Below are 13,346 nucleotides of genomic sequence, written 5' to 3'. Positions count from 1 at the left end.
CAACCCGCCATCATGCCCGCTGTTTCTTGGTCCAGGCGGAGCCAGTCGGCTCGCCGGTGGGTCGCTCTACGCTCATTCGCAAGCCGGGGATCAGCCGTCTCTCCATCGCCTGTTGAACCGCGGCGGCGATGCCGGCCGCATCCAGGCCGCATTCGGCCAACTGGGCGGCCCGCGGGCCCTGAGGAATGAACCGGTCGGCGGGGATGCCCAGGCAGGTCACCTGCTGGGCCGGCAGATGCATTTCCATGCCGGCCTCGAGAAGGGCCGATCCAAAACCGCCCACGACACTGTGCTCCTCGATGGTCAGGACCGGGTGGCCGGTCCGCAGGACGCTGGTGACCATCTGCCGGTCGATCGGCTTGGCAAATCGAGCATTGATCACGCGGACGGAGAGATGGTCGGCCGCCAGGAGTTCAGCCGCATCCAGGGCGTGGCTTACGGTCGCGCCGTACGCCAGAATCGTCGCGTCGCGACCGGGGTGTATGAGCCGGCTCCGGCTCATCTCGAACGGCGGGGCCTCGCCCATCGGCTCGGGAACGTCGGCCCGCGGATAGCGAATCGCGCACGGCCGGCCGCAATCGACCGCGAACCTCAGGGCCTGCTGGAGCTCGGCCTCGTCCGCCGGGGCCATGAGAACCATGTTCGGTAGACCACGGAGATAGCTGATGTCCAGGAACCCGTGGTGCACGGCTCCGTCGCCGCCGACCAGCCCGGCCCGGTCCATGCAGAACACCACCGGGAGGTCCTGCAGCACAACTTCCTGGAAGATCTGATCGAACGCTCGCTGGAGGAATGTCGAGTAAATCGCGACCACGGGTCGCAGCCCCGCTTTGGCCATGCCTGCGGCGATGTCCACCGCGGCGCTCTCGGCAATGCCGACGTCGTAATAGCGGCCCGGAAAGGCCTTGGCGAACTTGTCCAGGCCGGTGCCGTCCGGCATTCCCGCGGTCAGGGCGGTGATTCGCGCATCGCGGCCACCGAGGTCGGTGATGGCGTCGCTGAACGCGGCGGTCCAGCTCTTGCCGGAGCCCTTCTGAATCGTGACCTTTCCCGCCTCAATGTAGAAGGGACGCGGCGAATGAAAGCGGCCAGGCTCGGCCCGGGCAAAATCGGCCCCCTGGCCCTTGTTGGTGTGCACGTGCAGAAGAACCGGGTGCTGGACGTTGCCGAGCATCTGGATCAACTCGATCAGGTGGGCGATGTCGTGGCCTTCGACTGGGCCGACGTACATGAAGCCCATCTGTTCGAAGATCTGGTGCGGTGAAACCGTGGCCTTGACACCGTCGCGAATGGCCTCGAGGGCGCCGACGACCTGCCGGCCGACAATCGGCAGACGCGGCAGAACGCTCTTGGCCCGTTGCTTCACTTCCTCGTACAGAGAGCTCGTTCGGAGCTTAGCCAGATGCGCGGCCATGGCCCCCTGCGTCGGAGCGATGCCCCAACTGTTGTCGTTCAGCACGACCAGGAACTGCCGGTTAAGAATGCCCGCCTGGTTGAGTCCTTCGAAGGCCAGTCCGTTCACGATGCTCGCGTCGCCGACCAGGGCGACAGTCCGGGCGTCGCGCTTGAAGGACTGATCCGCCAGGGCCAAACCCAGGGCGGTGGCAATGGCCGTGCCCGCGTGCCCGACCTTGAACACATCAAAGGGGCTCTCCTCCGGATTCGGAAAACCGCTGACGCCGCCCGACTTGCGCAGCGTCTCGAAGTGCTCGTTGCGGCCGGTGAGTAGCTTGTGCGGATAGCACTGATGCCCGACGTCCCAGAGAAGGTGATCCTTCTCGAAGTCGAAGCAGTAGTGCAGGGCAATGGTTAGCTCGGTGACGCCCAGGTTGCTGGCCAAGTGGCCGCCGTTGTTGCCGACGACCTGAATGATGCGTTCGCGGATCTCGCCGGCCAATTCCTTGAGCTGATCGACGGAGAGTTGGCGCAAGTCGCGCGGGTGGCGGATCTTATCCAGCAGTTTCATTCGGTCTGGTTCCTGCCTCTTGAATGACGACGTCATCTTAGTACGACGCCCAGAGCCGGTAGTTTGTGGCCATCAGTCATTCTAGTGGTTCCTCTCGATCACGAACCGGGCCAGGGCCCGCAGGTCGTCCGCCGCAGGTCCGAAGATGTTGAGCGCCTCGATCGCCCGGTCGCAGGCTTCGCCAGCCGCCTTCCGACTGGCCTCGATGCCCACCGCCGCCGGGTAGGTCTGCTTGCCCGCCTCAGCATCCTTGGCAACCGCCTTGCCCAGGGTCGCGGCATCACCGGTGACGTCCAGTAAATCGTCGGCAATCTGGAACGCTCGGCCCAGTTGATCCCCGTAAACCGCGGCGGCCGCCAGTGGACCGGGGCCGGCGGCAGCGCTGATCGCCCCGAGCCGTCCGGCCGTCTCCAACAGGCGGGCAGTCTTGTATCGGTGGATATGCTCCACGACGACCAGGGAGGGTTCGTCCCCCTCGCTCAGAATGTCCGTCGTCTGCCCGCCGATCATGCCCGCCCACCCAGTTCCCCGAGCAAGCTCCAGCACCGCCGCAACTGCCAGACGAGGATCCGTCATTCGGTCAGTCAGCAGTTCGAACGCCAAGGCCAGCAGGGCATCGCCGGCCAGGATGGCCACCGCCTCGCCAAACGCCTTGTGGCAGGTCGGCCGTCCCCGACGCAGGTCGTCATCGTCCATGGCGGGCAGGTCATCGTGTACCAGAGAGAAGGCGTGAACGCATTCCAAGGCAACCGCGGCCGGGGCCGCCGCCTTGGCCGTCCCGCCGCACAGCTCACAGACCCGCGTCACGATGTAGGCCCGGACCCGCTTGCCGCCCCCTTGGACAGAATACTGCATGGCCTGGGCCAGGACTTGGGGAACCGCTTTTGGGGGTTTAAGCATCTGTTCTACGGTAACCTCGAAAGTCCGGGCCCATGCGGCCAGACGCTGATCGATCCGTATCTCGTTCTCTAACAGTGTGTTGTGCGTCGGCGCTTTGCTCATCATGCACAGCCCGTCTCAAGTGCCTACGGACCAGGTGGCTTACCCCGCGGGCGAAGGAGGCTATTATACCCTGTTGGCGCCCAAGTCCACACTCGCTCCTGCCCGTCGGACCTTTGGCCACGGGCCCCGTCCAGACCGAGGTCTTTGGTGGTGGCGACCCTTGGGGCTATAATGGCGTCGTCGTTGCCGGCGTCCGACCCGTACCGGCCTGGACCCGCGCGACGCGAAGAGGTGTCCCGGATCCTGCAGGATGACCGGCGAGACGCCGGGGCCTCGCAGGGACTTGTCGGGGCACACATAATGAGCCTCCTGGCCATTTTCCGCATGGTGCGGCGAGTGGGCGGGGCCGGAACGAAAGCCGGTTGGGCTCGACCGCTGCGATGTGCGGCCTCGCAGCGGGCCATCCATGGATAACCTATTGGAAAGGAGAAAACCATGGCCACCGCACCACAAGCGCCGTCTTCGGCGCATTCACCCCCCCATCCAACTCCGGCAATCCCGCAGGCGCCCCCGGTCACGCCCGTCCGGAAGTGTGGTGCCGAGCTGCTGTGTGATGTCCTGGCCGAGCAGGGTGTCGAAACGGCCTTCGGCTACCCGGGCGGGGCTATCCTGCCGACTTTCGACGCGCTGTACACCAAGCCGCTGAAGTTCTACCTGACGCGGTGTGAGCAGGGCGCGGGCCACATGGCCGACGGCTACTCCCGGGCCACGGGCAAGGTGGGCACCACGATTGTGACCAGTGGGCCCGGGGCCACTAATCTCACCACGGCGCTCGGCACGGCCTACATGGATTCGATTCCCATGGTGGCCATCACCGGGCAGGTGGCGACGGCCGCAATCGGCAACGACGCCTTTCAGGAGGCGGACGTCGTCGGCGTGACTCGCCCGGTGACCAAGCACAACGTGCTCGTCAAGAGAGTCGAGGATCTGCAGCGCGTGATTCGGGAGGCGTACTACATTGCCCGGACCGGCCGGCCCGGCCCGGTACTGGTGGATGTTCCCAAGGACGTCCAGGTGGGCCTGGGTGAGGTGAGCGCCGAAGCGGGGGTGGATCTTCCCGGATATCGTCCGCGGGCGACCGGCAATCCACGTCAGATTCGGCTGGCCGCCGAGGCGATCAACGCGGCGGAGCGGCCGGTTCTCTATGTGGGTGGAGGGGTCATTTCGGCCAACGGCGCCGAAGAGCTTCGGCAGATCGCCCGCAAGGGCAACATCCCGGTGACTACGACGCTGCTGGGCATGGGCGCCATCGACGAAGTGGCCGACGACCACCTCGCCCTGCACATGCTGGGCATGCACGGCAGCGCGTACGCCAACTACGCGGTTCAGTCGAGCGACCTGCTCATCGCCGTCGGGGCCCGGTTCGACGACCGGGTGACCGGCAACCTGGAGACCTTTGCACCCTACGCCAAGATCATTCACATCGACGTCGATCCGTCGAGCATCAGCAAGAACGTGGACGTCGATATTCCCGTCGTGGGCGACGCCAAGGCGGTGCTGGCCGAAATGCTCCCGTTGATCGAGCACCGCGAGCGGGCCGCCTGGTTTGAACAGATCGCAACCTGGAAACGGCAATACCCGTTCAGCTACAAGCAGCAGGAAGATCGCGAGATACTGCCGCAGTACGTCATTGAGCAGATCAGCAGGATCACCGATAGCAGCGCGATCATTACCACCGGAGTGGGTCAGCACCAGATGTGGTCGGCTCAGTTCTACCGCTGGCGGTGGCCGCGGCAGATGATCACCTCGGGCGGGTTGGGTACGATGGGCTACGGCTTCCCGGCGGCGGTCGGGGCGGCGGTCGGGCGGCCGGACAGGCCGGTCATCGACATCGATGGCGACGGCAGTTTTCTCATGACCTGCAACGAGTTGGCGACGGTCGCGGAGTACAGGATTCCGGTCAAGGTGGTCATTCTGAACAACGACTTCCAGGGCATGGTCCGGCAATGGCAGGAACTGTTCTACGGGAAGCGTTACATGGCCACGGTGATGACCAATCCGAGTTTTGCCCGGGTGGCCGAGGCCTTCGGCTGCACGGGAATCGACGTTCGCGACCCCAAGCACGTGCCCGACGCCATCCGCCAGATGTTGGGCACGCCCGGCCCGGTGGTTATGGACGTGCACGTTGCCCCGGAGGAGAATGTCTATCCCATGGTCGCCGTGGGCAAGAGTCTCCACGAGATGAACATGGGCGGCATGGCCTAGTGATCGGGACCACCTGACGTGTCGAACGACCCCGGACAATCTGCGCCGTTACCTTCGCCTCCGCCAGAGCCGGCGGCCCCGCAAGTCATGCCCTACGCACCGCCGCGCCGGCTGTGGCCGGCTGTCCGTGCGCTGCTCCGCACCCGGATCGTGGCCGGCGTGCTCACCGTCATCCCCATCTGGGTGACGTGGGTGGTGGTCAAGTTCGTGTTCGACACGATGAAGTCGGCCACCGAGCCTATCGCCCAACGGGTGGCGAAGCACATGATCGAAGCCAACCATGAGTTGGTTCCGGAGAAGGTGCGGGAGCACGTGGACTGGATCGTGCCTTTACTGGCGGTCCTGCTCACGCTGTTCCTGCTGTACCTTCTCGGCTTGTTCACCGCAAACGTCTTCGGGCGGCGGATCATCAAGGCCGTCGAAGGCGTCTTCGAGCGGCTGCCCCTGATCAAGACGGTCTACAAATCGATCAAGCAGATCGTGGTCGCAATCGGCGGTTTCCAGTCGATGGAGTTCCAGCGCGTGGTACTCTTCGATTTTCCCGCCCCGGGCTACAAGCGGGTGGCCTTCCTGACTTCGGTGATGACCGATCGGAACACCGGGCGCCGGGTGGCCAGCCTGCTCGTCCCCTACACCCCGTATGTGACCGCCGGGTACATGCAGATTGTGCCTCTCGAGCAGGTGTCGGAGACCAACTGGACCGTCGAGGAGGCCGTCAAGTGGATCATGTCGGGTGGCATCATCCATCCTGACTCGCTGCCGTTCGACCAGCTGCATCCGGTGCGCTGGGATGAGAGTCCCGGCGAACACGCCAAGCCCCCGCCGGCCAAGGCGGGCAAGACCGCCCGGTAGCAGAATCGTTGTCTCGGCCAGTGGCCGAGGCTGGCCAAAGACAAGCACGAGGTTCACCCTCTGAGTGAACTTGATCGAGAGAAGACACAGGACAAGGACAAATGAAGAAGCATATCCTGACGGTGCTGGTGCAGAATCAACCCGGCGTGCTGGCCCACATCGCGGGCATGTTCGCCGCTCGCGGTTTCAACATCGACTCGCTGGTCGTCGGCCGGACTGAGGACCCGAGCCTGTCGCGCATGGTCATCGCGTCGGTCGGCGACGACCTGACCTTGGAGCAGATCCGCAAGCAGCTGGGCAAGATCGTCACCGTGGTCAAGGTCCGCGACCTGAGCGAACAGGTGGTGGTGGAACGCGATCTGCTGCTGATCCAGGTGCACTGCCCGCCGGAGAAGCGGGTGGAGTTGCGCCAGATCACCGAGGTCTTTCGCGGCTGCATCGTCGACGTGGCCCCACGCTCGGTGGTCATTCAGCTGACCGGGCCGGAGGACAAGATCGAGGCATTCATCGAGCTCTGCCGGCCATACGGAATCAAGGCCCTCTCTCGGACCGGCGTGATCGCCGTCCCCCGGGCAAGCCAGCAGATCGCCGAGCCGGTTCATGGCCCCGCGACGCCGCGGAAATCGCGCGAGCGCAAGGCCAAGCCCAGCACCCCCGGTCCGATCGCGGCCCTGCCGCCAAGCTGAGTGCAGAGTCGGCCCCGCCCTGCCGGCCATGGGCCAAGACTCCAGTGCCGGACGGCGAGGGCCAGGGTCAGCGCCGGCCCCCCGGATAATCGTCGGTCGCCGGCGTCCGGATCGCCCCGGCAGCCTTCTCGCAAAGAAACCCGGCTCGGCTATACTCTCCGGTCGGTGGCGTAACGGCTCCATTCCCAGGCTGGCGAGGGCAACAGGCATGGCGCTTCTGTGCGGCATTGATATCGGGACTTCGGCGACCAAGACACTGCTGTGCACGGCCGCGGGGCGGGTACTGGCCACCGCCGGCGTGGAGTACCCGGTCTACGCTCCCAGACCGGGCTGGTCGGAGCAGGAGCCGGAAGACTGGTGGCGAGCTTCCATCAAGGGCATCGCCGAGGCCTGCAGAAGGGCCAGGAGGAAGCCCGGCGACATCACCGCGATCGGGCTTTCCGGCCAGATGCACGGCAGTGTGTTTGTGGACAAGGCGGGCAAGCCCCTGCGCCGGGCCCTGCTGTGGAACGACCAGCGGACCGCCCGGGAGTGCACCCAGATCGAGGAGTTGGCCGGCGGGCGCAAGAAACTCATCAGCATGGTCTCGAACGTCGCCCTGACCGGCTTCACCGCCCCGAAGATCCTCTGGGTACGCAGGAACGATCCCCGGGTCTATGCCAAGACGTACAAGGTCCTTCTGCCCAAGGACTACATCCGACTGTGTCTGACCGGGGAATACGCGAGCGAGGTCAGTGATGCGGCCGGCACGCTGTTGCTCGACGTGAAGAAGCGAGCCTGGCACACGGACTTGCTCAGCCGCCTGAGCATCGACGGCGATCTGATGCCCCCGGTGCACGAATCCACCGAAATCAGTGGTCGCGTTTCCGCGGCAGCGGCCAGATTGACCGGACTCAAGGTCGGTACGCCGGTCGTCGGTGGGGCGGGTGACCAGCCGGCCGGTGCGGTCGGCAACGGCATTGTCCGAGCGGGTATCGTCTCGGCCACCATGGGAACCAGTGGCGTGGTTTTCGCACACGCGGACGCCCCGGTGCCCAACGAGCGCGGCAACCTCCAATCGTTCTGTCACGCGGTGCCGGGCAAGTGGTGCGTGTTCGGCTGCATGCTCTCGGCCGGCGGCAGTCTGCAGTGGCTGCGGGATACGCTCTGGGCCAACGAGGTGAAGGCCCTGCGATCACGGAAGAAGGACCCGGGCCAACTCTATCCGACGATGATCAAGGAGGCGGCAAGCGTCGCGCCTGGCTGCGAGGGATTGGTTTTCCTGCCGTATCTCACCGGCGAGCGCTGCCCCTATCCCGATCCAACCGCCCGCGGCGCGTGGGTCGGCCTGACCGTGCGCCACCGGCGCGGGCACATGATCCGCGCCGTGCTCGAGGGAATCACGTTCGGCATGCGCGACCAGGTCGAGCTCATGCGGGCTGGCGGCGTCAGAGTCAGTGAGGTGCGGGCCAGCGGCGGCGGGGCGGCGAGTGAATGCTGGCGGCAGCTCCAGGCAGACATGTACAACGCCGAGGTGGTCACGATCAACACCCGCGAGGGCGGGGCCTTGGGCGTAGCCCTGCTGGCCGCGGTCGGCACAGGAGTCTACGCCAGCGTGCCCGAGGCTTGTTCGGCGGTGATCAAGGTGACCACCAGGCTGAGGCCGAACAAGAGGGCTCAGCGGGTCTATGGCACGGTGTACCCGGTTTATCAGTCGCTGTACCAGAGCCTGCGCGGCGAGTTCGCAGCCTTGTCGGAAGTCTGATCGCGTTGGCTCTTCACGGCCGCTCGACGAGCCGGCCGAAGAAGCCGAAGGAGAGCGCCATGAAGTGCCCGAAGTGTCAGGCGGATGTGAAGCCGGTCGTCATCGCCGGGATCGAGGTCGAACGGTGCGGCGGCTGCGGCGGCCTTTGGTTCGACGCAGGCGAGGCCCCGAAGCTCAAGATGATTCATGGCTCGGAAGCGATCGACAAGGGCCAGGCCGGCATTTCAGGGACCACCGAAAGGCCAAGCCCCGTCTCGTGCCCGAAGTGCGGGACTCGAATGATCCAGATGGTCGACCTCGATCAGCCGCATATCCACTACGAGGGCTGCGCGGTCTGTTACGGCATGTTCTTCGACGCGGGCGAGTTCCGAGACTACAAGGAGCACACCCTCCTCGAACGCCTCAGGGACTGGTGGTCTTCGGCCTCACGATAACCCTGAGTCCAGGGGGAACGCCTGGTTGAGGTTGCCAGCACTCAGTACGGCTTGGTGGCAGCTTGCTTGCTGTAGTCGTCGATGAGCGACTCGCGGATGAGGATCTCAACACGTCGGTTTTCACCGACCTTGGAGGCCTGATCAGGCCCGCGGGCAACAGGTTCGTTCGGACCCGCCGCGGTAATCCGAATGGCCTTCGGATTGGCACCAAGCTTGATCAGTTCATCGGCCACGTTCTTGGCCCGCTGATAGGAGAGCTCGACGGCGTCGGTGAACTTCCAGTCCGCGGGCCGAGGTTCGTCCCCTGCGTGGCCGCGGACTTCGATCATGTTGCGGTGGCCTTTGAGCATCCGGCCAATTTCCTGGATGGTGGTCAGAGTCTTGGAATTGACCTGGGCGGAGAAGGGCTCGAAAAACACGGGCCCGCCCATGGTGATTTCCATTCCGTCGCGGACCCGGCGGACCCGGAACTGGTCGCCGTAGATGCCTTCCTCCTTGCTGTCGCCGCGGTTCTTGGGCTCATTCCGCCGTGCCAGGGCCTTGAGCTGCTTGAGCAGGTCCTCGAACTTGGAGGTTGGCTTGATGTTCTCCAGCGCATCCGGGCTCATGTCGCTGAAGGCCGCCCGAACCGCGGCGGCGATTTCCTCGAGGCCCGGATCGCTGCCCACCCCGGACTCCTTGGGATTGGCTGCGGCCAGAATCACGAAGAAGCTGAGCATCAGCGTCACCAGGTCGGCGAAGCTGACGATCCACAGCGGTGCACTCTCACCGTGCTCTTCCGGCTGGTGTTTCTTGGACATCGATCAGCCCTTCTTTTCCGACTCGGCCAGGAGAGCCCTCTGCTCGCGAGCGGACAGGAACGACTGCATCTTGATCTGGACCATGCGGGGATTGTCCCCGGTCTGCAGCCCCAGGATCCCGACCAGGATCATCTCCCGGACGAACTGCTCGTCCGCCGAGCGGATGGCCAGCTTGTCGGCAATCGGGCCGCAGACGACGTTGCAGATGATGCACCCGTAGAGGGTTCCCAGCAGGGCGATGGCCAAGGCCTGACCGATGGCCGCGGAGTCGCCGCCCATGTTGCGGAACATGGCCACCTGGCCGATCAGGGTGGCGGTCAACCCGAAACCCGGGCCGTACTTGCCCATCAACTCGAAGAACTTCTTGCCTTTCTTGTGGCGCTCGGCCAAGGCCTCGATCTCGATTCGCATCGATTTCTCGATCACCGCCGCATCCATGCTGTCCACACAGAGCTGCAGGCCTTTCTTCATGAACGGATCCTGCTGCTTCTGGACCTCGGTCTCAAGGGCCAGTACCCCTTCACGACGGGCGATTTCGGCATAGTGGACAATCTGCTGAATGATGACGTGGATGGGGGTCTCTTTGGCGAAAAGCCAGTTCTTCAGATAGCCGCCCACCTCGAGTACCGACCGGAGAGGCATGGACAGGCACACCGCCGCGAACGAGCCACCGAGCACGAGAACAAAGCCTTCCGTCGAGTAGAAGGCTTCAAGGTGCCCGTGGGTTCCCTCGTACATGGCCCAGATGAGGGCACCGATCGAGAAGATCACACCGATGATTGTTGCGATATCCATCTGCGGTTGGCACCCCTGCCGGACGACCTCGCCCCAGGCATGTTCCGAATAACCAGGCCTAGGGACGCGGCGATCCCGTGGCTATATCGACCTGCGGGGGCGGTGGCTTTGTTTGATAACCCTGAGAGCGCGGCCAGCGATCGGCGGCCAGCGGATGCGCGAAAGGGCCCGGGCGATAATCCTCCGAGCGGTCATGCCCGGCGCGGGTCCAGGTGGCCCATAACACCCATCGGTGCGCCGCCCCCCCCGGATCGTGGTACGGGTACAGAGACGCCCTTCAAGACCTGGAGCGAGGTCCTCGGCATGACCATCGAGGTCCGTCCCGCAAGAGGAGCGGTCGACCCCGTTCAAGTTATGGGCCGTTCGATCGCCGATCCCGAAGCGGTCAGGCTCCTCGTTCCCTGCGCCGTGCCTTGGTGGCCGCGTTCAGATCAACGCCCAGTTCGTCGAGCTGCTTCTGGTCGACGTCGCCGGGACACTCGGTCAGCGGGCAGAAGGCCTTCTGCGTCTTCGGGAATGCGGTCACGTCGCGAATACTGGTCGAGCCTGACAGGAGCATGGCCATGCGATCGAGACCCAGGGCCAGGCCGCCATGCGGCGGAGCGCCGTATTGCAGCGCATTCAGGAGATGCGAGAACTTGGCCATGGCTTGTTCGTCGCTCAGGCCGAGCATCCGAAAGATGCGACTCTGCACGTCCTGACGGTGGATACGGATCGAGCCGCTGCCCAGCTCGACGCCGTTGAGCACCGAGTCATAGCACTTGGCTCGCACCGAGCCCGGGTCGCTCTCCAGCCGATCGAGATCCTCGTCGTGCGGCATGGTGAACGGATGGTGCATGAACACCCATTTCTTGTCTTCCTCGCTGTATTCGAACGCAGGCATGTCAACGATCCAGAGGAACTCCCATTGATCCTCGGGGATCATCTTCCGTCGGTCGGCCAACGTGATCCGCAACCAGTTGAGATACTTGCACACTTCGGAGAACCGGCCGGCCGCGAAGAAGATCATGTCGCCGGGTTTCGCTCCGGCGGTGGTCACGAGCTGGCCGACGGTGTCGCCGGGGAAGAACTTGCTGATGCCAGTCTGGAGCACGGTTTTGCCGCCTTCCTCGACCACCTTGCATAGCGGCAGCCCGCCGGCGCCGACGCCCTGAATCTCCGTGGTCAGTCCGTCGCTTTCCTTGCGGGTCATGTCCGCGCCGCCGGGCAGACAGATCGCCTTGACCACACCGCCCTTGGCTACGGTGTCGGTGAAGACCTTGAACTCGCTCTTGCGGGCGACCTCGGTCACGTCGACCAGCTTCATGCCATAGCGCAGATCGGGCTTGTCGCTGCCGTAGTCGCGCATCGCATCATCGTAGCTCATTCTCCGGAACGGGACGGGTACTTCAACGCCCAGGACGGCTTTCCACACGTAAGCCAGCGACCGCTCGACCACGTCGAGCACGTTGTCCACATCCACGAAGGCCATTTCCAGGTCGACCTGGGTGAACTCCGGCTGGCGGTCGGCGCGGAGGTCCTCGTCACGGAAACAGCGGGCGATCTGCATGTAGCGATCGAAGCCGCTGATCATCAGCAGTTGCTTGAAGAGCTGTGGCGATTGCGGCAGGGCGTAGAACGAGCCGGGGAACACCCGCGAGGGCACGAGGTAGTCGCGAGCTCCTTCGGGCGTCGACTTGGTCAGGATCGGCGTCTCGACTTCGAGGAACGCCTCGCGATAGTAGAACTCGCGGAAGGCCTGGAGGACCTTATGGCGGGTCATGATCGCCCGCTGCATCGGCCCGCGGCGCAGGTCGAGAAACCGGTACTTGAGTCGCAGGTCCTCGTTGGCTTCAACGTGCTCGGCCACCTCGAACGGCGGAGTGAGCGACTTGCTGAGCAGATCAACCTCGTGGACGCTGACCTCGATCTCGCCGGTCGGCAGCTTGGGATTCACGTTGTCGCCCCGGCTGATGACCTCGCCGCGGACGGCGATCACGTCCTCCTTGCGGAGCGTCCGGGCCAGCCGGGTGGCCACCGGGTCGGTGTCCACGTTGAAACGGCACTGGGTGAGCCCCCCCCGGTCGCGGAGGTCGATGAACACCAGGTTCTCGCCGTGGTCGCGGTAGTTGTTGACCCAGCCCGCCAGGATGACTTCCTTGCCGACATCGCCGGCTCGGAGGGTACCACAATCACAGCTCCGCTTGTTGTACGCAATCGCCACGGTCATTCTCCTCGTATGCTGCTCGCGCTCGCCCGGTTCGCCCGGTGAGTCCCGAGGATCCCAGGACCCACCAGGGTGCCGAGGAACGGCCATTGTTCCTTCAGAACGACTTAGAATCGGTCAGTGTACGTCATGTCCGGCCGGCGAACCAGTGGTCCGGCCGTCCGGCAGGGGGGTCAGATGCGGGGAAAAGAGCAGAGACCATTGCCCCGGCGGCGGGATGAGACGCCGCAGAGCAGCGCCGCCCGGCCGCCGATGATCCTCCTTCGAAGAGCAGTCCTGGAGCTATCCATGGCACCCATCCTATCCACTTCCGCGTCCCAGTTCAATACCGCTGGGGCGTGAAATGGGCGAACAGATCGCCCGCCCGGGCCGAGCGATCCGCAGCCGGCAGGACTGGCAGACAGTGCGCCTCGGCCCTGAGGCGCGGCTGACCGCCTGGCATGTACTTCCTGTTGTCCTCTTAAACCGTCCGTAGGAGCCTATGAGTTCCTCCGCCGTGGCCGCCAGGGGCGAGCAGTCTGCCCCGCGACGCTAGCCCAAGTTACTGAACAACTGCGATTTTGAAAAGATCTTCGGGTTGGCATCCGCGTTCTCCGGGCGATCAGCGGGGTTGGATGGCGTTTTCGGCGATGTAGTGGAAACCTACCCTCTTGAAG

General features: G+C 64.6%; 10 protein-coding genes. 5 read left to right on the top strand and 5 right to left on the bottom strand.

What is annotated here, in order from left to right; translation table 11 throughout:
- Positions 1-10 precede the first annotated feature (10 nt).
- On the bottom strand, positions 11-1,966 hold the full coding sequence (locus KA354_21325) for a 1-deoxy-D-xylulose-5-phosphate synthase (GenBank protein MBP7937194.1): 1,956 nt from the start codon (positions 1,964-1,966) through the stop codon (positions 11-13).
- A gap of 81 nt (positions 1,967-2,047) precedes the next feature.
- Complete coding sequence (locus tag KA354_21320; protein MBP7937193.1) at positions 2,048-2,968, bottom strand: polyprenyl synthetase family protein; 921 nt, start codon at positions 2,966-2,968, stop codon at positions 2,048-2,050.
- Positions 2,969-3,403: 435 nt separating this feature from the next.
- Here KA354_21320 and ilvB point away from each other — a divergent pair, with 435 nt between their 5' ends.
- From ilvB to KA354_21295, 5 genes are all read left to right on the top strand, one after another.
- On the top strand, positions 3,404-5,173 hold the full coding sequence (gene ilvB, locus KA354_21315) for a biosynthetic-type acetolactate synthase large subunit (protein ID MBP7937192.1): 1,770 nt from the start codon (positions 3,404-3,406) through the stop codon (positions 5,171-5,173).
- Between the two features lie 87 nt (positions 5,174-5,260).
- Positions 5,261-6,025, top strand: a complete 765-nt coding sequence (locus tag KA354_21310) for a DUF502 domain-containing protein (protein MBP7937191.1) — start codon at positions 5,261-5,263, stop codon at positions 6,023-6,025.
- Between the two features lie 101 nt (positions 6,026-6,126).
- A complete protein-coding gene (gene ilvN / locus KA354_21305) occupies positions 6,127-6,711 on the top strand; it encodes an acetolactate synthase small subunit (protein MBP7937190.1) in 585 nt (194 codons plus the stop codon).
- A gap of 208 nt (positions 6,712-6,919) precedes the next feature.
- Positions 6,920-8,455, top strand: coding sequence for a xylulokinase (xylB, locus tag KA354_21300; protein MBP7937189.1), 1,536 nt, complete (start codon positions 6,920-6,922; stop codon positions 8,453-8,455).
- Between the two features lie 59 nt (positions 8,456-8,514).
- Positions 8,515-8,889, top strand: coding sequence for a zf-TFIIB domain-containing protein (locus tag KA354_21295; protein ID MBP7937188.1), 375 nt, complete (start codon positions 8,515-8,517; stop codon positions 8,887-8,889).
- A gap of 41 nt (positions 8,890-8,930) precedes the next feature.
- Here the strand turns inward: KA354_21295 and KA354_21290 are convergent, their stop codons facing one another.
- From KA354_21290 to aspS, 3 genes are all read right to left on the bottom strand, one after another.
- On the bottom strand, positions 8,931-9,689 hold the full coding sequence (locus KA354_21290; protein MBP7937187.1) for an OmpA family protein: 759 nt from the start codon (positions 9,687-9,689) through the stop codon (positions 8,931-8,933).
- 3 nt (positions 9,690-9,692) lie between these two features.
- Entirely contained in the window at positions 9,693-10,484 is a 792-nt protein-coding gene (locus KA354_21285; protein MBP7937186.1) for a MotA/TolQ/ExbB proton channel family protein, read from the bottom strand.
- Positions 10,485-10,869: 385 nt separating this feature from the next.
- Positions 10,870-12,693 (bottom strand): aspartate--tRNA ligase, encoded by a 1,824-nt coding sequence (gene aspS / locus KA354_21280; GenBank protein ID MBP7937185.1) that lies wholly within the window; start codon positions 12,691-12,693, stop codon positions 10,870-10,872.
- Positions 12,694-13,346 lie beyond the last annotated feature (653 nt).

It is taken from the genome of Phycisphaerae bacterium (assembly GCA_018003015.1).
In the GTDB taxonomy this organism is placed as follows: domain Bacteria; phylum Planctomycetota; class Phycisphaerae; order UBA1845; family PWPN01; genus JAGNEZ01.
The sequence above is the reverse complement of the archived record's forward strand: the minus strand, read 5'-3'. Positions and strand labels throughout refer to the sequence as shown.